Here is a 22,712-nt window from a genome sequence, read left to right as displayed (position 1 = left end):
GCGCCTGTTTCAGCGGGTGCCGACTCTCTCCCCGCAGAACTTTCATTTTAGACAGAGGTTAATAAGAGAAAATGGCGAAGGAAAAATTCCAGCGGAACAAGCCGCACTGCAACATCGGCACCATTGGTCACGTCGACCACGGCAAGACCACGCTGACTGCAGCAATCACCAAGGTGATGGCTGAAGAACATGGCGGTGCTGCTATCGATTTCGCAAACATCGACAAGGCTCCGGAAGAGCGTGAGCGCGGGATCACCATCTCGACCGCACACGTCGAATACGAAACCGGTGCGCGTCACTATGCGCACGTCGACTGCCCGGGCCACGCTGACTATGTGAAGAACATGATCACCGGTGCCGCCCAGATGGACGGCGCGATCCTGGTTGTGAACGCTGCTGACGGCCCCATGCCGCAGACCCGCGAGCACATCCTGCTCTCGCGTCAGGTCGGCGTTCCGGCTCTGGTCGTTTACATGAACAAGGTCGACCAGGTTGACGACGAGGAAATCCTCGAACTCGTCGAACTGGAAGTCCGCGAACTGCTCACCGAGTACGGCTTCGACGGCGACAACATCGCCATCGTAAAGGGTTCGGCCCTGGCCGCTCTCGAAGGTCGTGACGATGAAATCGGCAAGAACTCGATCCTCGAGCTGATGGCTGCCGTTGACGAGCACATCCCGCAGCCCGACCGTCCGGTTGACCAGCCCTTCCTGATGCCGATCGAAGACGTGTTCTCGATCTCGGGTCGTGGTACGGTTGTGACCGGCCGTGTTGAAACCGGCGTTGTGAACGTTGGCGACGAAGTCGAAATCGTCGGCATCAAGGACACCACCAAGACGACCGTGACCGGTGTTGAAATGTTCCGCAAGCTGCTCGACTCGGGCCAGGCTGGCGACAACATCGGCGCCCTGATCCGCGGCGTTGGCCGTGAAGAAGTCGAGCGTGGCCAGGTTCTCGCAAAGCCGGGTTCGGTTACGCCGCACACCGACTTCGACGCCGAAGTCTACGTTCTGTCGAAGGACGAAGGTGGCCGTCACACGCCGTTCTTCGCCAACTACCGTCCGCAGTTCTACTTCCGCACCACCGACGTGACCGGTGAAGTTGTCCTCCCCGAGGGCACCGAAATGGTCATGCCGGGCGACAACGTTTCGATCGGCGTGAAGCTGATCGCTCCGATCGCCATGGACGAAGGCCTGCGCTTCGCTATCCGTGAAGGCGGCCGTACGGTCGGCTCGGGCGTGGTTTCGAAAATCACCAAGTAATTCCGCCGCGCCACAAGGCGCGAACGGATGACAAAAGCGGCCCGGTACTCCCAGTGAGTGCCGGGCCCTTTTTATGGAGGCACATGCCTTCGGGTGAGGCCGGCCATTGGTCGCTTCGTCGCACGCAAATCCCGCTTACGGCAAATTGGCCGATTTCGGGGGTTGTCAGTTCGTCATCTCGCCCGTATATGCGCGTCCAGACAGAGGGAGATTCGTCTCGCTCGCAACGAATTTTACGGGAAGGCCGCCCGTTCCGGGAAACCGGGTTACGCGGGGCGGGCCTTTTTGTTTTTGGGGGTTTAGGCCCCTTGGCTCTTTCGCATCGGTAGTTGGAATCATGGACGCACAGAATATTCGCATTCGCCTCAAGGCCTTCGATCACCGCGTGCTCGACCAGGCGACTGGTGAGATTGCGGAAACCGCACGCCGTACCGGCGCGCTCATTCGTGGTCCGATTCCCATGCCGACGCGCATTGAGAAGTTCACCGTGAACCGCGGCCCGCACATCGACAAGAAGTCGCGCGAGCAGTTCGAGGTGCGCACCTACAAGCGGTTGCTCGATATCGTGCAGCCCAACGCCCAGACGGTCGACGCGCTGATGAAGCTCGATCTTGCTGCTGGCGTGAACGTGGAAATTAAGCTCGCTTAAGCGCTGCACCGGTCCTTCTGGAGGGACCTTAAACCGCCAGAGAGTTTCGGGGCTCCATATGGCCCCGCCGAATAGCCGGAGAAATCGGGCAATCGGCAAGACATAGGGATACCGCCGGATCCATCCGGGCCGCGTCCCCCGTCTCGCTCTCGCAGCCTTGCTGCAGGAGCATTACAGCCCGGACGGGGCGACGTTTCGAAAACTTGGGCTGCATGCACCTGGGGAATGGTCCCCTTGTGCCTCTGTAAGGAGTTTGGTCATGCGCACTGGCGTGATCGCGAAAAAAGTCGGGATGACCCGCCTGTTCCAGGAGGATGGACGTCACGTTCCCGTGACCGTTCTGTCGCTGGAAGGGTGTCAGGTCACCGGAAACCGCACAGCCGACCGCGACGGCTATTTCTCGGTGCAGCTTGGCGCCGGAGATGCGAAGCACAAGAACGTCAACAAGCCGCAGCGCGAAGCATTCGCCAAGGCTGAAGTTGGTCTGAAGCAGAAGGTCGCCGAATTCCGCGTGGCGGACGAGGAAGGTCTTCTTCCCGTCGGCGCGACGATTACGGCCGATCACTTCATTGCTGGCCAGAAGGTCGACATCACGGGTCACACCGTGGGTAAGGGCTTTGCCGGTGCGATGAAGCGCTGGGGCTTCGGCGGTCTGCGCGCTACGCACGGTGTTTCGATCTCTCACCGTTCGCACGGCTCGACCGGTAACCGCCAGGACCCGGGCAAAGTATTCAAGAATAAGAAGATGGCCGGCCACATGGGCGACCGTCAGCGCACCCAGCAGAACCTGGAAGTTGTGCGCACCGATGCCGACCGCGGCCTGATCTTCGTGAAGGGCTCTGTCCCCGGTTCGAAGAATGGCTGGCTGCTGGTCAAGGACTCGGTAAAGGTCGCGCTTCCAGACGGCGTGCCGTTCCCCGGTGCAATGCGTCGCAACGCCGACGAAACCGCCACCGAAGATGCAGCTCCCGGCCTGGTCGAGAGCGCGGCGGAGCACGAGGTGAACCCCGCAGTCGATGCCGCCACGCAGGAAAAGCTGGCGAAAGAGCAAGAAGCTGGCGCTGAAACCGAAGGTGGTGCCGATACCGGCGCTGCAGGCGGCGAAGCAGACGCCAAGAACGAGGAAGGCTGATCGCCATGAAGGTGAAGGTCCAGAAAATCGACGGCAAGGCTGCCGGTGACGTGACGCTCGATGATGCCGTGTTCGGTGTCGAGCCGCGTGCCGACATCCTGCATCGTGTCGTAACGTGGCAGTTGGAAAACCGCCGCGCCACGGCTCGCCCGACGCGTGAGCGTTCCGACGTTGCCCGTACCGGCAAGAAGTGGGGCAAGCAGAAGGGTTCCGGCGGCGCTCGCCACGGTGCTCGCTCGGCTCCGATCTTCATCGGCGGTGGTAAGGCTCACGGTGCGCGCAAGCGTGACTTCGAGCAGTCGCTGAACAAGAAGATCCGTGCACTCGGTCTCAAGATGGCCCTGAGCAGCAAGGCGAAGGACGGTCTCGTGATCGTCGACAGCCTTGATGTGAAGGATGCCAAGACCAAGGCGCTCAAAGGCCACTTCGACAAGAATGGCTGGAACGGCAAGGTGCTGGTAATCGACGGTGAAGCCGTGACCGACAGCTTCGCGAAGGCTGCGGGCAATCTGCCCGGTGTCAACGTGCTGCCAGCGATCGGCGCCAACGTTTACGACATCCTCAATCACGATACGCTGGTCCTGACCAAGGACGCGGTCGAAAAGCTGGAGGCGCGTTTCAATGGCTAAGAAGCAAGGAATTGATTCGCGTCACTACGACGTGATCCTCGCCCCGCACATCACCGAAAAGGCGACGTTGCTGAGCGAAAACAACGCCGTGGTCTTCAAGGTCGCGAACGATGCCACCAAGCCGCAGATCAAGTCTGCGGTAGAGGCACTGTTCGACGTGAAGGTCATGAAAGTGAACACGATCCTGACCAAGGGTAAGTCGAAGCGCTGGAAGGGTAAGCCCTACAAGCGTTCCGACTTCAAGAAGGCGATCGTGACCCTGGCCGAAGGCCAGAGTGTAGACGTCACAGAGCAACTGGGCTGATCCGATGGCACTGAAGAACTATAAACCGACAAGCCCGGCGCGCCGTGGCCTCGTCCTGGTCGACAAGACCGGCCTCCACAAGGGTGGTCCGGTCAAGTCGCTGTCCAAGGGCATCACCAAGACCGGTGGCCGTAACAACAAGGGCCACATCACTTCGCGCGGCAAGGGCGGCGGTAACAAGCAGAAGTACCGCTTCATCGACTTCAAGCGTCGCAAGTGGGACATGGAAGCTACCGTGGAGCGGATCGAATACGATCCCAACCGCACCGCTTTCATCGCGCTGATCAAGTATGAGGACGGCGAACTGTCCTACATCATCGCTCCCAACCGTCTTGCTCCCGGTGACAAGGTCATCGCTGGCGAGAAGACCGACACCAAGCCGGGCAACGCCATGTTGCTGGGTCAGATGCCGGTCGGCACCATCATCCACAACGTGGAGATGAAGCCGGGCAAGGGTGGCCAGATCGCACGTTCGGCAGGCACCTATGTGCAGCTCGTCGGTCGTGACCGCGGCATGGTGATCGTTCGCCTCAACAGCGGCGAGCAGCGTTACCTGCGTGCCGATTGCATGGGCACGGTTGGCGCGGTTTCGAACCCCGACAACCAGAACCAGAACCTGGGCAAGGCCGGTCGCCGCCGTCACATGGGCATCAAGCCGCTGACGCGTGGTGTCGCCAAGAACCCGGTCGATCACCCGCATGGTGGTGGTGAAGGCCGCACCAGCGGTGGCCGTCATCCGGTTACCCCGTGGGGCAAGCCGACCAAGGGTGCCCGCACCCGCAAGAACAAGCAGACGGACAAGATGATTATCCGTTCGCGTCACGCGAAGAAGAAGAGGTAAGGCACGATGGCACGTTCCGTCTGGAAAGGTCCGTTTGTCGATCTGCACCTTCTGAAGAAGGCGCAGGACGCACAGGAAGCAAACAGCAACAAGCCGATCAAGACCTGGTCGCGTCGTTCGACGATCCTTCCGGATTTCGTCGGCCTGACGTTCAGCGTCTACAATGGTCACAAGTTTATCCCGGTCTCGGTGAGCGAGGAAATGGTTGGGCACAAGCTCGGCGAATTCGCGCCCACACGCAGCTTCCCGGGCCATGCTGCCGACAAGAAGGGTAAGCGATAATGGGCAAGGCGAAATCTCCCCGCCGCGTCGCTGATAACGAAGCGATGGCCGTTGGCACCACGATCCGTGGCTCCGCGCAGAAGCTCAACCTGGTTGCTGCGCTGATCCGCGGCAAGAAGGCTGAAGAGGCACTGAACATCCTCTCCTTCTCGAAGCGGGCCATGGCACGTGACGCGACCAAGGTTCTCGCATCAGCGATCGCCAATGCGGAAAACAACCACGACCTCGACGTCGACGCTCTCGTCGTTGCCGAGGCTAGTGTCGGCAAGTCTGTCACCATGAAGCGGTTCGCAACGCGCGGCCGTGGCAAGTCCACGCGCATCCTCAAGCCGTTCAGTCGGCTGCGGATCGTCGTTCGCGAGCAGGAAGAGGCGTAAGATGGGTCACAAGAGCAATCCGATCGGTCTGCGCCTGCAGATCAACCGCACCTGGGACAGCCGGTGGTACGCCGAAGGCGGCGAATACGCCAAGCTGCTCAAGGAAGACATCGAGATCCGCAAGTACATCGTCGGTTCGCTGCCGCAGGCCGCGATTTCGAAGGTGGTGATCGAACGTCCGGCCAAGCTGTGCCGCGTTTCGATCTATGCTGCGCGTCCCGGCGTCATCATCGGCAAGAAGGGTGCAGACATCGAAAAGCTGCGCGCCAAGCTGGCCACGATGACCGACAGCGAAGTGAAGCTGAACATCGTCGAAATCCGCAAGCCGGAAATCGACGCCAAGCTCGTCGCCCAGGGCATCGCCGACCAGCTGATTCGCCGTGTCGCTTTCCGCCGCGCCATGAAGCGCGCCATGCAGTCGGCCATGCGCCTTGGTGCCGAAGGCATCAAGATCATGTGTGGCGGCCGTCTTGGCGGTGCCGAAATCGCACGTGTCGAACAGTACCGCGAAGGCCGTGTGCCGCTGCACACCTTGCGCGCCAACATTGATTACGCTGAAGCCGAGGCGCTGACCGCCTATGGCATCATCGGCATCAAGGTGTGGGTCTTCAAGGGCGAGATTCTGGGTCACGACCCGACCTCGCAGGATCGTCTGATGATGGAATCGCAGACGTCCGGCGTCCGCCCCGCACGTTGAGGTGAGTAGATAACATGCTGCAACCGAAGAAAACCAAGTACCGTAAAGCCTTCAAGGGCAAGATCCATGGCAAGGCCAAGGGCGGTACGGATCTGAATTTCGGCTCCTACGGCCTCAAGGCCCTGGAACCCGAACGTATCACCGCGCGCCAGATCGAAGCTGCGCGTCGTGCGATCACGCGTCACATTCGCCGTCAGGGCCGTCTGTGGATCCGCGTGTTCCCCGATGTGCCGGTGTCGAAAAAGCCTGCCGAAGTGCGTCAGGGTAAGGGCAAGGGATCGGTCGAATTCTGGGCCGCCCGCGTAAAGCCGGGTCGTGTGCTGTTCGAGCTTGATGGTGTTCCCGGCCCACTGGCCGCCGAAGCCTTCAGCCGCGCCGCGATGAAGTTGCCGATCAAGACCAAGGTCATCGCGCGTATGGGCGATACCTCGCATCTTGGAGGAACCAAGTAATGGCGAAGATAGAAGACCTTCGTACGAAGACTGACGACCAGCTCGCCGAGCAGCTCGTCATGCTGAAGAAAGAGCAGTTCAACCTGCGTTTCCAGGCCGCGACAAACCAGCTTGAGGGCGCTGCCCGGGTCAAGCAGGTCCGTCGTGAAATTGCGCAGATCAAGACGCTGCAGAACGAGCGCGCGGCTGCTGCTGCGGGCGCCGAGGCGTAAGGAAAAGACCATGCCGAAACGTATCCTGACCGGAACTGTCGTCTCCGACAAGACCGACAAGACCGTGACCGTGAAGGTCGAACGCCGCGTGAAGCACCCGCTGTACGGGAAGATCATTCGTCGTTCGAAGAAGTATCACGCTCACGACGAAGCGAATGAATACACCGTGGGCGACACCGTCCGGATCGAGGAGACCAAACCGATCTCCAAGACCAAGACGTGGAACGTGATCGACCGCTTGGTGGCAAGCAAGGGTGTGGCTGTTGCCGCAGACCTCGATGTCGCCGAAGCCACGCCGACCGGCGCTCCGGAAGAGAAGCAGGCTGCTGCAAAGAAGGCTTCGGCCAAGAAGGCGGACGCCGACAAGGAAGCGGCGGAAGCCGAGTAAGCAATCCCGCCGCTGCTTTGCAGGGGCAGACGTTAGGAACTTCCGGGCGGGTTTCGGCCAAGTCTCGGAAAGCCAATGAGAAGGAACCGGATCGATGATCCAGATGCAATCCAATCTCGACGTTGCGGACAACAGCGGCGCCAAGCGCGTCCAGTGCATTAAGGTACTGGGTGGCTCGAAGCGCCGGACCGCGAGTGTCGGGGACGTGATCGTGGTTTCCGTCAAGGAAGCCCAGCCGCGTGCGAAGGTCAAAAAGGGCGACGTTCACCGTGCGGTGATCGTGCGCACCCGCAAGGACGTTCGTCGTCCTGACGGTAGCGTGATCCGCTTTGACGGCAACGCCGCGGTTCTCGTGAACAAGAGCGAAGAGCCGATCGGCACGCGTATCTTTGGCCCGGTCGTGCGCGAACTGCGCGGCAAGGGCTTCATGAAGATCATCTCGCTCGCTCCGGAGGTGCTGTGATGGCTGCCGCAAAGATCAAGAAGGGTGACACTGTCGTAGTGCTCTCGGGCAAGGACAAGGGCCAGACCGGCACTGTCCAGCAGGTTATGCCGAAGGCCGGCCTCGTGCTCGTCGAAGGCGTCAACGTGATGACCCGCCACCGCAAGCCGAGCCAGGCCAATCCGCAGGGCGGCATCGATCGCATTCCTGCGCCGATGCAGCTTGGCAAGGTCGCAATCGCCGATCCGAAGGACGGCAAGCCCACCCGCGTCCGTTTCGAAGAAAAGGACGGCAAGAAGGTGCGCGTTGCCGTGAAATCCGGGGAGACTATCGATGGCTGATTATACGCCCCGCATGAAGCAGAAGTATGCGGACGAAATCGTCAAGGCCATGACCGACAAGTTCGGTTACGCCAACCGCATGCAAGTGCCGCAGATTGCCAAGATCACGCTCAACATGGGTGTGGGCGAGGCCAGCCAGGACAAGAAGAAGGTCCAGACGGCTGCTGAGGAAATGGAAGCGATCGCTGGCCAGAAGCCGGTGATTACCAAGGCGAAGAAGTCGATCGCGCAGTTCAAGCTGCGTGAAGGCATGCCGATCGGTGCCAAGGTAACCTTGCGTCGTGACCGTATGTACGAATTTCTCGATCGCCTCGTGACCATCGCGATGCCGCGTATTCGCGACTTCCGTGGTCTCAATCCCAAGTCGTTTGATGGCCAGGGCAATTACGCCATGGGCATCAAGGAGCAGATCATCTTTCCGGAGATCAGCTACGACAAGATCGAAAAGGTGCGCGGGATGGATATCATCGTGACCACCACCGCAAAAACCGACGAAGAGGCCCGCGAATTGCTGCGCCTGTTCGGTTTCCCGTTCCCGGCCGAAAACGCCGAAGAAAAAGAGGCCGCGTAAGCGGCGCAGGAGAGCTTAAGTCCAATGGCGAAACTGAGTTCCATAAACAAGAACGAGAAGCGCAAGCAGCTCGTCAAGAAGTACGCAGGCAAGTATGCCAAGCTGAAGGCTATTGCGGACGATGAATCGCTCGACGATTCAGAGCGTCTGATCGCACGCCTGAAGATGGCTGAAATCCCGCGCAACGCGAACCCGACCCGGGTGCGCAACCGCTGCAACACCACCGGCCGCCCGCGCGGCTACTACCGCAAGTTCGGGCTTAACCGCATCGAACTCCGCGATCTGGCCAACAAGGGCCTGATCCCGGGCGTGACCAAGTCGAGCTGGTGAGGATCTAGACTATGCCGATGACCGATCCCCTGGGTGATATGCTCACCCGTATCCGCAATGGCCAGCAGGCGAAGAAGGATTCCGTCCTTTCGCCCGCTTCCAAGCTGCGTGCCAATGTTCTCGAAGTGCTCCAGCGCGAAGGCTACATCCGTGGCTATAGCGAAGACGCTACGGGCCAGCACCCTGCGTTGCGGATTGAACTGAAGTATTTCGAAGGCGAGCCTGCGATCAAGCATCTCGCCCGTGTCTCCAAGCCGGGTCGCCGGATCTACTCGGGAAGCCAGGAGCTTCCGGTGGTTCGCAACGGCCTTGGCATCACCATCGTCTCGACCCCCAAGGGCGTGCTTTCGGACAACGAAGCCCGCACCGAGAACGTCGGCGGCGAAGTGCTTGCGGAGGTGTTCTGATGAGCCGCATCGGAAAAAGGCCGGTGGCATTGCCCGCTGGCGTTACCGCCAAGACCGAAAATGGCGTGCTGAGCGTGAAGGGCCCCAAGGGCGAACTCACGATGAGCATGTTCGAACTCATCGACTACAAGGTCGTTGAAGGCGAAATCCAGGTCAACCCGATCAACAAGACCAAGCAGGCTCGCCAGTTCTGGGGCATGCAGCGTACGCTGGTGCAGAACCTGGTTGACGGTGTGACCGAAGGTTTCACCAAGGTCCTCGAGATCAACGGCGTTGGTTACCGTGCACAGGCGCAGGGCAAGAAGCTCAAGCTGCAGCTCGGTTTCAGCCACGACATCGATCTCGATGTGCCGGAAGGTCTCGAAGTCAAGACGCCCGATCAGACCACGGTCGAGATTTCGGGCATCGATAAGCAGAAGGTCGGGCAGTTCGCTGCCGAGATCCGCGAATGGCGCAAGCCCGAGCCTTACAAGGGCAAGGGCGTGAAGTATCGCGGCGAGTACATCTTCCGCAAGGAAGGGAAGAAGAAGTAAGATGGCAAAGCTCTCTCTCTTTGAACGCCGCCGCCGCCGGGTGCGCACCGCACTCCGCAAGCGTTCCGGCGACAAGCCCCGCCTGTCGGTGCACCGCACCGGCAAGCACATCTATGCGCAGATCATCGATGACAAGGATGGCCGCACCGTTGCAGCCGCCAATACTCTTGGTGTGAAGTCTTCGGGTGCCAATGTCGATGCCGCCGCCAAGGTGGGTTCGGATATTGCCGCAGCCGCCAAGAAGGCCGGCGTGAAGACTGTCGTGTTCGATCGCGGCGGGTTCCTGTTCCATGGTCGCGTCAAGGCGCTGGCCGATGCCGCCCGCGAAGGCGGGCTGGAGTTCTGATGATGGCTGACGAAACCAAGAACGAAGAAACCAAGCCGGCCGACCAGGTCGAGCAGAACATCGAAGGCTCGACCCCGACGCCGACGACGACAACCAGCGAAGCGGCTGAAAACCAGTCGCCTGCGCAGGGTGCCGAAGGGCAGCCGCGTACTCGCGGTGGCCGTGGTGGCGGCGGACGTGGCCGTGACGACAATCGTGGCGGTGGCCGCGGTCGTGGCCGTGGCGGTCGTGATGATCGCCGTGGTGGTCGCGGAGACGATGATGGCGAAGAGCTGATCGAAAAGCTCGTCCATATCAACCGCGTTGCCAAGGTTGTGAAGGGCGGTAAGCGCTTCGGTTTCGCCGCGCTGGTCGTGGTGGGTGACGGCAAGGGCCGCGTTGGCTTCGGCCACGGCAAGGCTCGCGAAGTGCCGGAAGCCATCAACAAGGCTACCGCCGCTGCGAAGAAGAAGATGATCCGCGTTCCGCTCAAGGAAGGCCGCACGCTGCACCATGATGGCACCGGCCATTTCGGCGCAGGCCGCGTGGTTGTCCGTTCGGCTCCGGCCGGTACCGGTATCATCGCCGGTGGCCCGATGCGTGCTGTTTTCGAAGCGCTTGGCGTGGCGGACGTTGTGACCAAGTCGGTCGGTACGTCCAACCCCTATAACATGATCCGCGCCACTTTCGATGGCCTGACCAACCAGTCTTCGCCGAAGTCGGTTGCCCAGCGTCGCGGCAAGAAGGTCGCTGACCTGCTTGGCCGTGGTGGTGCGAGCGAAGTAGAGGCCGAAGCTGACGCTGCGGCTCTGACGGAGTAATTACGATGGCTGCCAAGAAAACCATCAAGCTTAAGCAGATCGGTTCGCCGATCCGCCGTCCCAAGATTCAACGCCAGATCCTGATCGGCCTCGGGCTGAACAAGATGCACAAGGTCGTTGAACTGCAGGACACCCCCGAAGTGCGCGGCGCCCTCAAGAAGGTGCCGCATATGGTGGAGATCGTCGACTAATCGACGGTTTTCTCAGCGCGAAAACAGCGAAAGCGAGTGCAAGATATGAAACTTAACGAAATTCGTGACAATCCGGGTGCCCGTAAAGAGCGTACCCGCGTGGGCCGTGGTATCGGTTCGGGCAAGGGCAAGACCGCTGGCCGTGGCCAGAAGGGCCAGAAGAGCCGCTCGGGCGTAGCCATCAAGGGCTTCGAAGGCGGCCAAATGCCCCTTCACATGCGCCTTCCGAAGCGTGGCTTCAACAACCCGTTCGGCAAGGACTATGCAGAGGTGAACCTCGGCCAGATCCAGCGCCTCGTCGACGACAAGAAGCTCGACGCCAAGAAGACGGTCGATCACGCAGCCCTGAAGGCTGCGGGTGTCGCCCGTGGCGGCAAGGACGGCGTACGACTGCTCGGCAAGGGTGAAATCTCTGCCAAGCTCAACTTCAGCGTTGCCGGTGCCTCCAAGGGTGCGGTTGCTGCTGTCGAAAAGGCTGGCGGCAAGGTCGAAGTCATCGATCGCGGCCCGTCCGAGCACGAAAAGAAGACTGCTCGTCGCGAAGCCAACACAGCGGCCAAGGCCAAGAAGGCTAAATAAGCTGGTAGAATTTAGAGGCGCGGGTTCGACATCGGCCCCGCGCCTCCCTATCTAGCTCCCCTGAGCCGGGAGGGTCCGGCATCATGACCAGGATTAAGGCTTCAAATGTCATCCCGCGCCGATAATATTGCAAGCACGCTCAGTCTCGCCAATTTCAGCAAGGCGACCGAGCTGAAGCAGCGTATCTGGTTCACCATCGGTGCACTGATCGTCTTCCGTTTCCTCAGCTTCGTTCCGCTTCCCGGCGTGAACCCGATGGTTCTGGAAACGCTTTACGACACCACCCGCGGCGGCATCCTTGACATGTTCAACATGTTCTCCGGCGGCTCGCTGGAGCGGATGAGCCTTATCGCGCTTGGTGTGATGCCCTACATCACCGCCTCTATCGTTATCCAGCTCGCGTCATCGCTGCATCCCAGCCTGATGGCGCTGAAGAAGGAAGGCGAGGCCGGACGCAAGAAGCTCAACCAGTACACCCGCTACGGCACCGTGTTCCTGTGCGCGATCCAGGGCTGGTTCCTTGCCAGCGGGCTGGAAGCCTACGGCGCGCAGAGCGGCCTGCAAGCGGTTGTCGACCCCGGCATTATGTTCCGCGTCGTGACCGTCATCAACCTTGTCGGCGGAACCATGTTCCTGCTGTGGCTGGGTGAACAGGTGACGAGCCGCGGCATCGGTAACGGCGTATCGCTCATCATCATGGCGGGTATCGTTGCCCAGTTCCCGACCTTTGCGGTCAACCTGTTCGAAGGCGGTCGCTCCGGCTCGATCAGCGGCATCGTGATCGGCGGAATGCTGGTCATGATCATCGGCCTGATCCTGGTAATCTGCTTTGTCGAGCGCGCCCAGCGCCGCCTGCTGATCCAGTATCCCAAGCGCGCCCAGCAGCGCGGCGGTATGCAGGCAGACCGCTCGCACCTGCCGCTCAAGCTCAACACTGCTGGTGTTATTCCGCCGATCTTCGCCAGTTCGCTGTTGCTGCTGCCGCTCACGATCACGCAGTTCGCCGGCAATTCCATCGATACGACCAGTTCGTCGGGCAGCTTTATCCAGTCGCTCAACCAGTATCTGGCGCACGGGCAGCCGCTGTACATGCTGCTCTACGCTGCAGGCATCATTTTCTTCTGCTTCTTCTACACCGCGGTTGTCTTCAATCCGGAAGATACGGCAGAGAACTTGAAGAAGCAGGGTGGCTTCATTCCGGGCATCCGTCCGGGCAAACGCACGGCCGAGTACATCGATTACGTCCTGTCGCGTATCACCGTGGTCGGTGCGATCTACCTGACACTGGTCTGCGTCATTCCCGAATGGGGCATTGCGCAAACGGGCATTCCGATCTTCCTGGGCGGTACCAGCCTGCTGATTGTGGTGAACGTGACCGTGGATACGATCAGCCAGATCCAGTCGCATCTTCTTGCGCACCAGTATGGCGATCTCATCAAAAAGGCTAAGTTGAAGGGCCGCAATCGCTAGGCTAGCGTCAGGGCTTCAATTGGACGGGGATTCGCTGCAGTCATGAACATCATTCTCCTGGGGCCTCCGGGCGCGGGCAAGGGCACGCAGGCCAATTTGCTGGTAGAACATCACGGTATGCTGCAGCTTTCGACCGGAGACATGCTCCGCGAAACGCGCAAGGCCGATACCGAACTTGGCCGCCGCGTTGCCGCTGTGATGGACGCAGGCGAGCTGGTGTCGGACGAAATCGTCTCGGCGATGATTGATGCAAAGCTGGCGGACATGGGTGATGAGGTCGGCGCGATCTTCGATGGATACCCGCGCACCGAAGCCCAGGCACACTCGCTCGACGACATTCTCGCCAAGCATGACCGCAAGCTCGATCACGTAATCGAACTGGTTGTCGATGAGGAAGCGCTGGTCGACCGTGTCACTGGCCGCTTCACCTGTGCAAATTGCGGCGAAGGCTATCACGACCGTCACAAGCTGCCTGCGAAAGAGGGCGTGTGCGACAAGTGCGGCTCGACCGAATTCAAGCGCCGTGCCGATGACACCGAAGATACCGTGCGCACGCGCATGAACGAATATCGCGCCAAGACCGCGCCGATCCTGCCGATCTACGACGCGCGCGGCATCGTGCAGCGGGTGGACGGCATGGCGGCCATCGATGACGTGACCACCGCGATCGAGAAGGTCTTGGCTTCCGCCTGAAGGCGCGGTTATCCCTCCTCCTGAAGAAGGGGAGTGAATATGAAGCGCCTAATGACCACCGCGACCGCGTGTCTCGTGATGCTTGCCGCGTTGCCGGCGTCAGCCGAAATCGTTGAATCCGAACACGGCGGGTTTGCCAGCACCCACAGCGTGGTTGTCGCTGCCGACCGCGCACAGGTCTGGCGCGAGCTCATTCACCCCGAAGCCTGGTGGACCCATACCTGGTCGGATGATTCCGCCAACCTCCGTTTGGATGCGCGGGCAGGGGGCTGCTTTTGCGAGACCGTGCCGGCCACCGATGGCTGGCCCGCTGGCTCGGTCGAGCATATGCGCGTGCTCATGGTCATGCCCGGATCGCTCTTGCGCATGTCGGGCTCGCTCGGGCCGCTGCAGTCCGAAGGGCTGGTCGGCACGCTTACGGTGACGTTAGCCGAGGAAGAGGCGGGAACGCGCATCACCTGGGACTATATCACCGGCGGCGAAGCGCGCTTTCCGGTCGGGCAATTCGGGCCGGTTGTGGATAACGTGCAGGCTGAATTTCTCGGCGGCCTGGTCGATCGTTTGGGCGGCGCTGTAGCCGGAGAAGGCGCCGAAGGTTAACGCCCGTTTTGACTAGCACGGCCATGCGCGCTATAGGCTGATCACAGAACGGGAAGAACCGGGAACGGGCAGCGGGTGACCGCTGGCTCGCTTTCGCCTGTTGACGTAGAGGGGGAATCACCCTATCTGCGCCTTCCAATCGTCCATTTGCAAAGACTTGACCGATTCAGGGCAGCTTTCACGCGAGCCTTGGTTTTTCAATTCCCAGCTTGGGGCGAAACGCAACCGCTATGAGATAGAGGCGCGCTCCCCGTATTTCGGGTCCGGCAAATCCTCTGTGGAGCATGGAGAACTAAGTGGCTCGTATTGCCGGGGTAAACATCCCCACCAACAAACGCGTGATTGTCGCGCTCACCTATATTCACGGAATCGGACCGACCACGGCCCGCAAGATTGTCGACAAGCTCGGCATCGATCACGCCCGCCGCGTGCAGGACCTGACCGATGGCGAAGTCGTGCAGATCCGTGAAACCATCGACGCTGATCTTACCGTGGAAGGCGACCTTCGTCGTGACACCGCGATGAACATCAAGCGCCTGATGGACCTCGCCTGCTATCGTGGCCTGCGTCACCGTAAGGGCCTCCCGGTCCGCGGTCAGCGCACCCACACCAACGCCCGTACCCGCAAGGGTAAGGCCAAGCCGATCGCCGGCAAGAAGAAGTAAGCCGGGGCAAGCCCCGCAGCTTTTCCTTCTTTCGAGATACGAGGAATATAGAAAATGGCACGCGAACCAGGCCGAGTAAGGCGCCGCGACAAAAAGAACATCTCCAGTGGCGTCGCGCACGTCAATGCGAGCTTCAACAACACCATGATCACCATCACCGATGCACAGGGCAATGCTATCAGCTGGTCCAGCGCGGGCATGATGGGGTTCAAGGGCAGCCGCAAGTCGACACCCTATGCCGCGCAGGTCGCTGCAGACGATGCCGGCAAGAAAGCTGCCGAACACGGCGTGCGTACGCTGGAAGTCGAAATCAAGGGTCCGGGTTCGGGCCGCGAAAGCGCGCTGCGGGCACTGCAGGCCGTTGGTTTCAACATCACCAGCATCCGCGACGTAACGCCGATACCACATAACGGCGTGCGACCTTCAAAGCGTCGTCGCGTCTGATCGAAGCCTGCCGCGAGGGCATCCGGTCCTCGCACAACCAGTCATTCGCATCGGTCGCGGCGGTTCCAGCACCCCGCGACTTTTGCGCCATTATATACCTTTAGGGGAAGTCCATGTCCGTCAATACTAAGAACTGGCAGGAACTGAAGAAGCCCAACACTCTCGACGTCAAGGAAGGCACCGACAAGAAGCGCAAGGCGACCTTCATCGCCGAACCGCTCGAGCGCGGCTATGGCCTGACGCTCGGCAACGCGCTGCGCCGCGTGCTTCTCGCCAGCCTGCAGGGCGCGGCGATCACCTCGATCAAGATCGAGAACGTGCTGCACGAATTCAGCAGCCTTGCCGGTGTGCGTGAAGACGTCACCGACATCGTGCTCAACGTGAAGCAGATCGCGCTCAAGATGGAAGGCGAAGGCCCCAAGCGCCTGCAGCTTTCCGCAACCGGTCCGGGTGACGTGAAGGCCGGCGACATCGCCGTGTCCGGCGACATCGAAATCCTCAACAAGGATCTCGTGCTGTGCCACCTCGACGAAGGCGCCACGCTCAACATGGAACTGACCGCCGACACCGGCAAGGGCTATTCGCCTGCCGTGTCGAACCGTCCGGCAGACGCGCCGATCGGCCTTATTCCGATCGACAGCCTCTACTCGCCGATCAAGCAGGTCAGCTACAAGGTCGAGAACGCCCGTGTTGGCCAGGAGCTCGACTTCGACAAGCTGAGCCTGACCATCGAAACCGACGGCACCGTTACTCCTGAAGATGCCATCGCTTATGCGGCGCGCATCCTGCAGGACCAGCTGACGCTGTTCGTCCACTTCGAAGACGGCATCCCGCAGCCGCAGGGCCAGATGATCGGCGTTGCAGCAGAACCGCAGGAAAGCGACACCAACCAGCTCAACCGCTACCTTCTCAAGAAGGTCGACGAGCTGGAACTGTCGGTGCGTTCGGCCAATTGCCTCAAGAACGACAACATCATCTACATCGGCGACCTGGTCCAGAAGACCGAAGCCGAGATGCTGCGCACGCCGAACTTCGGCCGCAAGTCGCTCAACGAGATCAAGGAAGTGCTTTCCAGCATGGGTCTGCGCCTCGGCATGGACATTCCTGGCTGGCCTCCGGAAAACATCGAAGAAATGGCCAAGAAGCTCGAGCAGGAACTGCTCGGCTAATTGCCACACGGGGCATGGGCCGGACCCCTTTTTCCGGCCTGCTACGGGCAACCTCATACGGGCCCATAACGAACTGGAGTAAGAGAAAATGCGTCACGGTATCAAAGGCCGCAAGCTCAGCCGCAAGTCCCAGCACCGCACCGCCATGTTCCGCAACATGGCTGCTGCGCTGATCAAGCACGAGCAGATCCTCACCACCACCGCCAAGGCGAAGGAAATTCGTCCCTATGTCGAAAAGCTGATCACGCTCGCCAAGCGTGGCGGCCTGTCGAACCGTCGTCTCGCGCATAGCCGCCTGATGGACGAAGCACAGGAAAAGAAGCTGTTCGAGGTCCTGGCAGAGCGTTTTGCCGACCGCGAAGGTGGCTACACCCGCATCATCAAGGCCGGTTACCGCGCCAGCGACGCTGCCGCGATTGCCTATATCGAATTCGTCGACCGTGACGAAGACGCCAAGGGTCAGGACAGCGGCCCGGTGATGACCGAGGACGAATACGAAGACGCGTAAGCGCCTCGTTTGAAGAGACAAATAAAGGGCTGTCGGTGCGATCCGGCGGCCCTTTTCTTTTGTGCTGAAAGTGGCACAGTGCGCGCCATGATCCGCACCACAATGCTCGCAGCCGCACTATCAACCGCTGGGTTGCTTTTCGCCAATCCCGCAACCGCGCAATCTACTTCGCAAAGCGAACTCGATGCCCGTTACGACCGCGCGCTCGCCGCCGGATACAAGGCGCTATTCCTCTGCAGTGCGATTGCCAATGCGGAGCGTAACGGCGGGACTCGTACGCCTGAGAGCGTGATGGAATGGGAGCTCACCGGGATCCAGTCGCCGCTGGACGCCATTATCGCCGAACTCCCCTTCCAGATCGTGCGGGCTCGAGACGGTCAAATCAGCCTTGTGTCAGTCACGTGGAGCGACACGGTCGCACCGCGTTTCGCGCATCACGATCCCGGACGTGGCTGCGTGGGATTACCGATCGGGGCAGCCGAGCCGACAAGTGACTGGCAGTCTGATACCGAACAGGCGACGATAATTTACGCGAGTCATCCGTTGACCGCAGGACCGCTCCATGACGTCGGGCACACCGCCTTCGACGGTTCCAGCTATGGTGCGAATACGCGGACGACCGCGGTGATCGTCAGGGCGTCTGGGCGCGATCTCGTGTCCCTATCAGTTAGCGATTTCCCTAATGTGGTGTCGACGCCGCAACGCACGTGGTCGGTCGCCAAGAGCATTGCAGCCACTCTCGTGGGCGCGGCGGTGCAGCGGGGCGATATCGATGTTTCCGCAAGCGCGGGCCTTGGCGCAGGCGATGACGACCCGCGGCGCGTGATCACGATTGACCAGGCTCTGCGGATGGCGACCGGACGCTATTCCGATACGCCGGGCAACCGCACCGATCCGCTCTATTTTGGCGGGGCGACCGTTGACGAGGTCGCCGTCGACTGGCCGCTGATTAACGAGCCGGGAACTGTTTTTCGCTATGCCAACAACGATACCCTTGCTGCGGTTCAAGCAATCGAACACACGTTCGAAGCGCATCCGCCCGCAAAACTGTTCGAGCTAGTCGGGATGGACGCGACAGTTGCCGAGACCGACTGGCAAGGCAATTACATTCTCTCCAGTCAGGTGTGGTCCACCGCAGGCGATCTTGCGCGGCTCGGCCAGCTTTACCTCGACGACGGTGTTCTGCCAGATGGCACGCGCATCTTGCCCGAGGGCTGGGTGCAATACGTCTCCGATCCTTCCGGCCCGCAGCCCGAAGGCCGCTGGGGCTATGGTGCGGGCTGGTGGACCATGCGCGGGATGGAGGGCATTCCCGAGGATGCCTTCGCGGCGCGAGGCAATCGCGGGCAGTATATCGTGGTCATCCCCAGCCGCGATGTCGTGATCGTGCGGCGCGGAGAGGATCCGGCGGGCGGCAGCGGCTTCGATATCGAGGCCTTCACCCGCGATGTGTTGGCGGCGCTGGAAGAATAGCCGAACGCCCACCTTGCATCCGACTGGTTTCATTGCCAACTACATACGATCACTCCGAACACTAATTCAGAGGTCGCATGAATCGCACAGCTATCGCAGCAGCCTCGCTGCTTGCCACAATTGCCATTCCCGCTAACGCGCAGGACATGACAGCTCCCGACTATCCCGAGACCCGCCGCGGAGACGTGGTCGAGACAATTTTTGGCGAAGAGGTGGCTGACCCCTATCGCTGGCTTGAAGACGATGTGCGCAACAATGAAGAAGTGGCCGATTGGGTCGAGCGGCAGAATGCCGTCACCGATGCCTATCTCGAAGATCTCCCCGCGCGGGACTGGTTTGCGGGCCGCATTGGCGAATTGACCGATTACGAGCGTTTCTCGGTCCCCGTGGCGCGCGGCAATCGCTATTTTTACAACCGCAATTCGGGCCTCCAGAATCAGTCGCCGCTCTATGTGCGCGACGGGCTCGATGGCGAACCGCGCCTGCTGATCGATCCGAATGAATGGGCTGACGATGGTGCAACCGCACTTGGCGGCTGGGTGCCATCACCCGATGGCTCCAAGCTGCTGTACAGCGTTCAGGATGGCGGCACCGACTGGCGCATAGTGCGCGTCATGGATGTCGAAACCGGCGAGCATGTCGGCGGCGAAATCCGCTGGGTGAAGTTTTCCGGCCTGGCCTGGGTGGGTGAGGAAGGTTTTCTCTATTCGCGCTTTCCAGAACCCGAAGAGGGTGAGGATTTCCAGGCGCTCAACACCAACCAGGCGGTCTACTACCACGCTCTCGGCACCGATCAGGCGGACGACCAGCTCGTTTACGCGACTCCGGACCATCCGGAGCGAAACCATACCGCAGGCACCAGCGATGATGGCCGCTGGGCGATCGTCACTTCCTCCACCGGCACCGATGCGCGTTACGAAGTGCACATGATCGACCTCGAAGCGCGCGATACGCTTGGTTGGCAGGCGCGCCCGCTTGTGACCGGCTTCGAAAACAGCTGGAGCATGATCGAGAGCGTCGGCTCACGGCTGTTCTTCGTAACCAATGATGCCGCGCCGAGGTACCGTGTGGTCTCTATCGACATGGACAATCCGCAGGATGGCTGGACCGTCGTCATTCCGGAGCGCGACCAGCCGACTGCCGATGCATCGATCATCGGTGGTCATCTGGTGCTAGAATATCTCGAGGACGCCTCCTCCAGCGCCTATGTCTACACGCTCGGCGGCGAGATGGTGCGCGAGATCGAATTTGCCGGGATCGGCAGCGCGGGCGGCTTTGGCGGCAGCCCGGACAATGCGGAGACATTCTACAACTTCTCCAGCTTCAACCGTCCCAGCACGATCTATCGCTACGATGTGACGACGGGCGAGAGCACGGTGTTTGCTGCACCCGACGTCAGCTTCTCGCCCGAAGATTTCGCGGTCGAGCAGCGTTTCTACGAAAGCAAGGATGGCACGCGGGTGCCGATGTTCATCGTGCGCCGCGCCGATGTCGCTGAAAGCGGGGAGGCAGTGCCGACCTTGCTCTACGGCTATGGCGGCTTCGATGTTTCGCTCACTCCCGGCTTTTCGGCCAGTCGCCTTGCGTGGGTCGAGGCTGGCGGTGCCTATGTAGTCGCCAACATCCGTGGCGGCGGCGAATATGGCAAGGCATGGCACGATGGCGGTCGCCGCGCGAACAAGCAGAACGTGTTCGATGATTTCATCGCCGCGGGCGAATATCTGATTGCCGAAGGCGTCACGCCCGAGGATGGCCTTGCGATCCAGGGCGGCTCCAACGGCGGCCTGCTGGTCGGTGCGGTGGTCAACCAGCGTCCTGACCTGTTTGCTGCCGGCAACGCGGCTGTGGGCGTGATGGACATGCTGCGCTTCAACCAGTGGACCGCCGGGCGGTATTGGGTCGATGACTACGGCTATCCCGACCGCGAGGAAGACTGGCGTATCCTGCGAGAGTACTCGCCGTATCACAACATCCAGCGCGAAACGGCTTATCCGGCCTTGCTGGTCACGACCGCAGACACCGATGACCGTGTGGTGCCGGGGCACAGCTTCAAATACACCGCCGCGCTTCAGAAGGCAGAGCTTGGAGATCGTCCACAACTGATCCGGATCGAGACGCGTGCGGGCCATGGATCGGGCAAACCGACAGACAAGGCTATCGCAGAAGCAGCTGATATACTGAGCTTTTTGGGATATTGGACGGGTCTGCAAGTCGCAGAATGAGTTATTCAGGAAAGTGCGTACTTTCCTGAATATTTCCTAACACGCAAGTTCAGGCTCAACTCACTCCGACTCGGGTAGAACCCTCTTATCAGGTGGCAATTCCGCTACCCGCTTCGGAAGGAGAAGCCCCATGAAGACCATGACCAAAGCCCTGGCCAAGGGTTCATTCGCCACCGTCGCGGCTGGCGCAATGGCGCTCACAGCAGCATCGCCTGCAGCCGCTCAGGATCGCTATCGCGACCGCCATGATGATGGCATTTCGGCAGGCGAAGTTATCGCCGGTGCCGTAATCCTCGGCGGCCTTGCCGCTATCCTCTCATCGCGTGACAATGATCGTTACGACGATCGCCGCTATCGCGACCGCAATTATCGCGATTATCGCGGTGACTATCGCAACAACCGCAATCGCAATGGCTATGGCCGTTACAATGCGCGCAGTGCTGTAGAAGCATGTGTCCGCGCGGCAGAACGGACTGCCCAGCGTTACACCGGATCGCGCGCCGAAGTTTACGAAATTCGCGACGTTGATCGTGAACGTAACGGCTTCGAAGTGAAGGGCCGGATCGCAGTTCGCGACAATTATCGCAGCCGTGGCTATCGTAACGACTACCGTCGTGGCTATCGCAACAACGGCTGGGATGAAGGCCGCTTCGAATGTGACGTTCGCAACGGGCGGGTTGTCGACATCGACTTCAGCGGCATCCGTGGCCTCTAAGGTCACCTAGGAAAAGACAGGACAGGCGGTTCAGGCTAATTTCAGCCTGGGCCGCCTAACCGTATCTGCTAGCCACCGGCACGGTGCCCGGACGGGGAGACGAAACATGACGAGCAAGCCTTCAAGATTCACCTCAGGTGCTGCGCTCGCCGCGGCCCTGTCCATGATTGCTACGCCGGCTGCGGCAGTCGAATTGCCCGATATGAGCGGTTCCGGTTTCGCCAGCGCCGATGTTGAAGTGAACACCGGCGAAGCGGCGGACCAGAACCAGCATCGCCACTATCGCCGCCATCGTCACCGCAACCGCGTGGATGCTGGTGACGTTATCGCTGGCGTCCTGGTGCTGGGCACGATTGCTGCAATTGCCGGGTCATCCCGCAGCCGCGACCGGGATCGGGACTATCGTGATCGCGATTATCCCGACCGCGATTACCGCGACCGCGACTATCGCGATGACCGTGGCGGGTATGACCGCCGCGGCATGGAACGTGCCGTCGACATGTGCATCGACCAGATCGAGCGCGGACGCGACGAGGTGGACGATATCTCTAGCGCGCGCCGCACTTCTGATGGCTGGCGCATCACCGGTACACTCGAAAACAACGAGAGCTGGAGCTGCTGGATCGACAATGACGGCCGCGTCCGCAACGTCGATGTTGGTGCGCCGAGCTATTCATATGACGATGCTGGCGATTTCACCGCCGCCGCGCCTGCGGGCGAACAGTGGGACGAGGGTGCCTATGCCCGCGCCCGTGCCACCACTCGAACCGCGAGCGATAGCGAATACACCTATCGCGAGGAACCACGGGTGACTGCAACAAGCGACGGTCCACGTCCATCATATCCGGGTGGTCCGCTGCCCGGTGAAGAAGCCTATGGTGACGAGGGCTATGGCGACAACGGCTATGACAATAGCCCGACCGTCGATGGTCGCTATTCTACTGCCGAAGCTCCCGATTTCGAGCAGCCGGGCAGCTAGTTTCGCGCA

The 22,712-nt window shown here is 60.7% G+C and carries 32 protein-coding genes and 1 pseudogene; all 33 read left to right on the top strand.

All coding sequences use genetic code 11. The features are described from left to right. Positions 1-71 precede the first annotated feature (71 nt). On the top strand, positions 72-1,262 hold the full coding sequence (tuf, locus tag AAC850_RS13160) for an elongation factor Tu (protein ID WP_340589288.1): 1,191 nt from the start codon (positions 72-74) through the stop codon (positions 1,260-1,262). 337 nt (positions 1,263-1,599) lie between these two features. Next, positions 1,600-1,911, top strand: coding sequence for a 30S ribosomal protein S10 (gene rpsJ / locus AAC850_RS13155; protein ID WP_340589287.1), 312 nt, complete (start codon positions 1,600-1,602; stop codon positions 1,909-1,911). Positions 1,912-2,170: 259 nt separating this feature from the next. After that, a complete protein-coding gene (gene rplC / locus AAC850_RS13150) occupies positions 2,171-3,043 on the top strand; it encodes a 50S ribosomal protein L3 (RefSeq protein WP_340589285.1) in 873 nt (290 codons plus the stop codon). A gap of 5 nt (positions 3,044-3,048) precedes the next feature. Next, positions 3,049-3,672: a 50S ribosomal protein L4 gene (gene rplD / locus AAC850_RS13145; RefSeq protein ID WP_340589283.1), complete on the top strand. Its 624-nt coding sequence runs from the start codon at positions 3,049-3,051 to the stop codon at positions 3,670-3,672. Next, complete coding sequence (locus AAC850_RS13140; RefSeq protein ID WP_340589282.1) at positions 3,665-3,976, top strand: 50S ribosomal protein L23; 312 nt, start codon at positions 3,665-3,667, stop codon at positions 3,974-3,976. Before rplD ends, AAC850_RS13140 begins: the two co-directional genes overlap by 8 nt. Positions 3,977-3,980: 4 nt before the next feature. Then, on the top strand, positions 3,981-4,817 hold the full coding sequence (gene rplB, locus AAC850_RS13135) for a 50S ribosomal protein L2 (RefSeq protein ID WP_340589279.1): 837 nt from the start codon (positions 3,981-3,983) through the stop codon (positions 4,815-4,817). Between the two features lie 6 nt (positions 4,818-4,823). Beyond that, positions 4,824-5,099 carry a 30S ribosomal protein S19 gene (gene rpsS / locus AAC850_RS13130; protein WP_340589278.1) on the top strand — a complete coding sequence of 92 codons (276 nt, stop codon included), beginning with the start codon at positions 4,824-4,826 and terminating at the stop codon, positions 5,097-5,099. Next, positions 5,099-5,476 (top strand): 50S ribosomal protein L22, encoded by a 378-nt coding sequence (rplV, locus tag AAC850_RS13125; protein WP_340589277.1) that lies wholly within the window; start codon positions 5,099-5,101, stop codon positions 5,474-5,476. Before rpsS ends, rplV begins: the two co-directional genes overlap by 1 nt. Position 5,477: 1 nt before the next feature. Then, on the top strand, positions 5,478-6,173 hold the full coding sequence (rpsC, locus tag AAC850_RS13120; RefSeq protein WP_340589275.1) for a 30S ribosomal protein S3: 696 nt from the start codon (positions 5,478-5,480) through the stop codon (positions 6,171-6,173). Positions 6,174-6,187: 14 nt separating this feature from the next. Next, positions 6,188-6,625 (top strand): 50S ribosomal protein L16, encoded by a 438-nt coding sequence (rplP, locus tag AAC850_RS13115; RefSeq protein ID WP_340589274.1) that lies wholly within the window; start codon positions 6,188-6,190, stop codon positions 6,623-6,625. Next, positions 6,625-6,837: a 50S ribosomal protein L29 gene (gene rpmC, locus AAC850_RS13110; protein WP_340589273.1), complete on the top strand. Its 213-nt coding sequence runs from the start codon at positions 6,625-6,627 to the stop codon at positions 6,835-6,837. Before rplP ends, rpmC begins: the two co-directional genes overlap by 1 nt. Before the next feature lie 10 nt (positions 6,838-6,847). Then, positions 6,848-7,129: pseudogene (gene rpsQ / locus AAC850_RS13105) on the top strand (30S ribosomal protein S17); the annotation flags it as partial. 190 nt (positions 7,130-7,319) lie between these two features. Beyond that, positions 7,320-7,688, top strand: coding sequence for a 50S ribosomal protein L14 (gene rplN, locus AAC850_RS13100; RefSeq protein ID WP_340589271.1), 369 nt, complete (start codon positions 7,320-7,322; stop codon positions 7,686-7,688). Continuing rightward, positions 7,688-8,008: a 50S ribosomal protein L24 gene (rplX, locus tag AAC850_RS13095; RefSeq protein WP_340589270.1), complete on the top strand. Its 321-nt coding sequence runs from the start codon at positions 7,688-7,690 to the stop codon at positions 8,006-8,008. Before rplN ends, rplX begins: the two co-directional genes overlap by 1 nt. Next, the gene (rplE, locus tag AAC850_RS13090) at positions 8,001-8,579 is read left to right on the top strand and encodes a 50S ribosomal protein L5 (protein ID WP_340589269.1); all 579 of its coding nucleotides are present in this window, start codon (positions 8,001-8,003) and stop codon (positions 8,577-8,579) included. Before rplX ends, rplE begins: the two co-directional genes overlap by 8 nt. Before the next feature lie 24 nt (positions 8,580-8,603). After that, entirely contained in the window at positions 8,604-8,909 is a 306-nt protein-coding gene (gene rpsN / locus AAC850_RS13085; protein ID WP_340589267.1) for a 30S ribosomal protein S14, read from the top strand. Between the two features lie 11 nt (positions 8,910-8,920). Beyond that, positions 8,921-9,316 (top strand): 30S ribosomal protein S8, encoded by a 396-nt coding sequence (rpsH, locus tag AAC850_RS13080; protein ID WP_340589266.1) that lies wholly within the window; start codon positions 8,921-8,923, stop codon positions 9,314-9,316. Continuing rightward, positions 9,316-9,849 carry a 50S ribosomal protein L6 gene (rplF, locus tag AAC850_RS13075; protein WP_340589264.1) on the top strand — a complete coding sequence of 178 codons (534 nt, stop codon included), beginning with the start codon at positions 9,316-9,318 and terminating at the stop codon, positions 9,847-9,849. The genes rpsH and rplF overlap by 1 nt, the downstream gene beginning before the upstream one ends. Position 9,850: 1 nt before the next feature. Next, entirely contained in the window at positions 9,851-10,195 is a 345-nt protein-coding gene (gene rplR / locus AAC850_RS13070; protein WP_340589263.1) for a 50S ribosomal protein L18, read from the top strand. 2 nt (positions 10,196-10,197) lie between these two features. Continuing rightward, positions 10,198-10,995 carry a 30S ribosomal protein S5 gene (rpsE, locus tag AAC850_RS13065; RefSeq protein ID WP_422723202.1) on the top strand — a complete coding sequence of 266 codons (798 nt, stop codon included), beginning with the start codon at positions 10,198-10,200 and terminating at the stop codon, positions 10,993-10,995. Positions 10,996-11,000: 5 nt separating this feature from the next. Further along, on the top strand, positions 11,001-11,186 hold the full coding sequence (gene rpmD, locus AAC850_RS13060) for a 50S ribosomal protein L30 (RefSeq protein ID WP_340589261.1): 186 nt from the start codon (positions 11,001-11,003) through the stop codon (positions 11,184-11,186). Positions 11,187-11,231: 45 nt separating this feature from the next. Continuing rightward, positions 11,232-11,765 carry a 50S ribosomal protein L15 gene (rplO, locus tag AAC850_RS13055; RefSeq protein ID WP_340589260.1) on the top strand — a complete coding sequence of 178 codons (534 nt, stop codon included), beginning with the start codon at positions 11,232-11,234 and terminating at the stop codon, positions 11,763-11,765. Positions 11,766-11,870: 105 nt separating this feature from the next. Continuing rightward, positions 11,871-13,235 carry a preprotein translocase subunit SecY gene (gene secY, locus AAC850_RS13050; protein WP_340589259.1) on the top strand — a complete coding sequence of 455 codons (1,365 nt, stop codon included), beginning with the start codon at positions 11,871-11,873 and terminating at the stop codon, positions 13,233-13,235. Between the two features lie 42 nt (positions 13,236-13,277). Next, a complete protein-coding gene (locus tag AAC850_RS13045; protein ID WP_340589258.1) occupies positions 13,278-13,928 on the top strand; it encodes an adenylate kinase in 651 nt (216 codons plus the stop codon). Between the two features lie 39 nt (positions 13,929-13,967). Further along, entirely contained in the window at positions 13,968-14,528 is a 561-nt protein-coding gene (locus AAC850_RS13040; protein ID WP_340589257.1) for an SRPBCC family protein, read from the top strand. A gap of 296 nt (positions 14,529-14,824) precedes the next feature. Beyond that, the gene (gene rpsM, locus AAC850_RS13035) at positions 14,825-15,193 is read left to right on the top strand and encodes a 30S ribosomal protein S13 (protein WP_340589256.1); all 369 of its coding nucleotides are present in this window, start codon (positions 14,825-14,827) and stop codon (positions 15,191-15,193) included. 54 nt (positions 15,194-15,247) lie between these two features. Next, positions 15,248-15,637: a 30S ribosomal protein S11 gene (gene rpsK / locus AAC850_RS13030; protein ID WP_340589255.1), complete on the top strand. Its 390-nt coding sequence runs from the start codon at positions 15,248-15,250 to the stop codon at positions 15,635-15,637. Between the two features lie 113 nt (positions 15,638-15,750). After that, on the top strand, positions 15,751-16,806 hold the full coding sequence (locus AAC850_RS13025; protein ID WP_340589254.1) for a DNA-directed RNA polymerase subunit alpha: 1,056 nt from the start codon (positions 15,751-15,753) through the stop codon (positions 16,804-16,806). 88 nt (positions 16,807-16,894) lie between these two features. After that, positions 16,895-17,314, top strand: a complete 420-nt coding sequence (gene rplQ / locus AAC850_RS13020; protein ID WP_340589252.1) for a 50S ribosomal protein L17 — start codon at positions 16,895-16,897, stop codon at positions 17,312-17,314. An 87-nt stretch (positions 17,315-17,401) separates the two neighbouring features. Further along, positions 17,402-18,787, top strand: coding sequence for a serine hydrolase domain-containing protein (locus AAC850_RS13015; protein ID WP_340589251.1), 1,386 nt, complete (start codon positions 17,402-17,404; stop codon positions 18,785-18,787). A gap of 77 nt (positions 18,788-18,864) precedes the next feature. After that, positions 18,865-21,009: a prolyl oligopeptidase family serine peptidase gene (locus AAC850_RS13010; protein WP_340589250.1), complete on the top strand. Its 2,145-nt coding sequence runs from the start codon at positions 18,865-18,867 to the stop codon at positions 21,007-21,009. A 130-nt stretch (positions 21,010-21,139) separates the two neighbouring features. After that, positions 21,140-21,724 carry a hypothetical protein gene (locus tag AAC850_RS13005; protein ID WP_340589249.1) on the top strand — a complete coding sequence of 195 codons (585 nt, stop codon included), beginning with the start codon at positions 21,140-21,142 and terminating at the stop codon, positions 21,722-21,724. A 106-nt stretch (positions 21,725-21,830) separates the two neighbouring features. Next, positions 21,831-22,703 carry a hypothetical protein gene (locus tag AAC850_RS13000; RefSeq protein WP_340589248.1) on the top strand — a complete coding sequence of 291 codons (873 nt, stop codon included), beginning with the start codon at positions 21,831-21,833 and terminating at the stop codon, positions 22,701-22,703. Positions 22,704-22,712: the final 9 nt, after the last annotated feature.

Source organism: Erythrobacter alti (assembly GCF_037996805.1).
Classification (GTDB): domain Bacteria; phylum Pseudomonadota; class Alphaproteobacteria; order Sphingomonadales; family Sphingomonadaceae; genus Alteraurantiacibacter; species Alteraurantiacibacter alti.
Note: the sequence above shows the minus strand (reverse complement) of the source record. Positions and strands in the feature narration are given on the sequence as shown.

Bases quoted from the DNA above. Each gene is read 5' to 3' on its own strand.
- tuf (WP_340589288.1), top strand. From the start codon at position 72: ATGGCGAAGGAAAAATTCCAGCGGAACAAGCCGCACTGCAACATCGGC.
- rpsJ (WP_340589287.1), top strand. From the start codon at position 1,600: ATGGACGCACAGAATATTCGCATTCGCCTCAAGGCCTTCGATCACCGC.
- rplC (WP_340589285.1), top strand. From the start codon at position 2,171: ATGCGCACTGGCGTGATCGCGAAAAAAGTCGGGATGACCCGCCTGTTC.
- rplD (WP_340589283.1), top strand. From the start codon at position 3,049: ATGAAGGTGAAGGTCCAGAAAATCGACGGCAAGGCTGCCGGTGACGTG.
- AAC850_RS13140 (WP_340589282.1), top strand. From the start codon at position 3,665: ATGGCTAAGAAGCAAGGAATTGATTCGCGTCACTACGACGTGATCCTC.
- rplB (WP_340589279.1), top strand. From the start codon at position 3,981: ATGGCACTGAAGAACTATAAACCGACAAGCCCGGCGCGCCGTGGCCTC.
- rpsS (WP_340589278.1), top strand. From the start codon at position 4,824: ATGGCACGTTCCGTCTGGAAAGGTCCGTTTGTCGATCTGCACCTTCTG.
- rplV (WP_340589277.1), top strand. From the start codon at position 5,099: ATGGGCAAGGCGAAATCTCCCCGCCGCGTCGCTGATAACGAAGCGATG.
- rpsC (WP_340589275.1), top strand. From the start codon at position 5,478: ATGGGTCACAAGAGCAATCCGATCGGTCTGCGCCTGCAGATCAACCGC.
- rplP (WP_340589274.1), top strand. From the start codon at position 6,188: ATGCTGCAACCGAAGAAAACCAAGTACCGTAAAGCCTTCAAGGGCAAG.
- rpmC (WP_340589273.1), top strand. From the start codon at position 6,625: ATGGCGAAGATAGAAGACCTTCGTACGAAGACTGACGACCAGCTCGCC.
- rplN (WP_340589271.1), top strand. From the start codon at position 7,320: ATGATCCAGATGCAATCCAATCTCGACGTTGCGGACAACAGCGGCGCC.
- rplX (WP_340589270.1), top strand. From the start codon at position 7,688: ATGGCTGCCGCAAAGATCAAGAAGGGTGACACTGTCGTAGTGCTCTCG.
- rplE (WP_340589269.1), top strand. From the start codon at position 8,001: ATGGCTGATTATACGCCCCGCATGAAGCAGAAGTATGCGGACGAAATC.
- rpsN (WP_340589267.1), top strand. From the start codon at position 8,604: ATGGCGAAACTGAGTTCCATAAACAAGAACGAGAAGCGCAAGCAGCTC.
- rpsH (WP_340589266.1), top strand. From the start codon at position 8,921: ATGCCGATGACCGATCCCCTGGGTGATATGCTCACCCGTATCCGCAAT.
- rplF (WP_340589264.1), top strand. From the start codon at position 9,316: ATGAGCCGCATCGGAAAAAGGCCGGTGGCATTGCCCGCTGGCGTTACC.
- rplR (WP_340589263.1), top strand. From the start codon at position 9,851: ATGGCAAAGCTCTCTCTCTTTGAACGCCGCCGCCGCCGGGTGCGCACC.
- rpsE (WP_422723202.1), top strand. From the start codon at position 10,198: ATGGCTGACGAAACCAAGAACGAAGAAACCAAGCCGGCCGACCAGGTC.
- rpmD (WP_340589261.1), top strand. From the start codon at position 11,001: ATGGCTGCCAAGAAAACCATCAAGCTTAAGCAGATCGGTTCGCCGATC.
- rplO (WP_340589260.1), top strand. From the start codon at position 11,232: ATGAAACTTAACGAAATTCGTGACAATCCGGGTGCCCGTAAAGAGCGT.
- secY (WP_340589259.1), top strand. From the start codon at position 11,871: ATGTCATCCCGCGCCGATAATATTGCAAGCACGCTCAGTCTCGCCAAT.
- AAC850_RS13045 (WP_340589258.1), top strand. From the start codon at position 13,278: ATGAACATCATTCTCCTGGGGCCTCCGGGCGCGGGCAAGGGCACGCAG.
- AAC850_RS13040 (WP_340589257.1), top strand. From the start codon at position 13,968: ATGAAGCGCCTAATGACCACCGCGACCGCGTGTCTCGTGATGCTTGCC.
- rpsK (WP_340589255.1), top strand. From the start codon at position 15,248: ATGGCACGCGAACCAGGCCGAGTAAGGCGCCGCGACAAAAAGAACATC.
- AAC850_RS13025 (WP_340589254.1), top strand. From the start codon at position 15,751: ATGTCCGTCAATACTAAGAACTGGCAGGAACTGAAGAAGCCCAACACT.
- rplQ (WP_340589252.1), top strand. From the start codon at position 16,895: ATGCGTCACGGTATCAAAGGCCGCAAGCTCAGCCGCAAGTCCCAGCAC.
- AAC850_RS13015 (WP_340589251.1), top strand. From the start codon at position 17,402: ATGATCCGCACCACAATGCTCGCAGCCGCACTATCAACCGCTGGGTTG.
- AAC850_RS13010 (WP_340589250.1), top strand. From the start codon at position 18,865: ATGAATCGCACAGCTATCGCAGCAGCCTCGCTGCTTGCCACAATTGCC.
- AAC850_RS13005 (WP_340589249.1), top strand. From the start codon at position 21,140: ATGAAGACCATGACCAAAGCCCTGGCCAAGGGTTCATTCGCCACCGTC.
- AAC850_RS13000 (WP_340589248.1), top strand. From the start codon at position 21,831: ATGACGAGCAAGCCTTCAAGATTCACCTCAGGTGCTGCGCTCGCCGCG.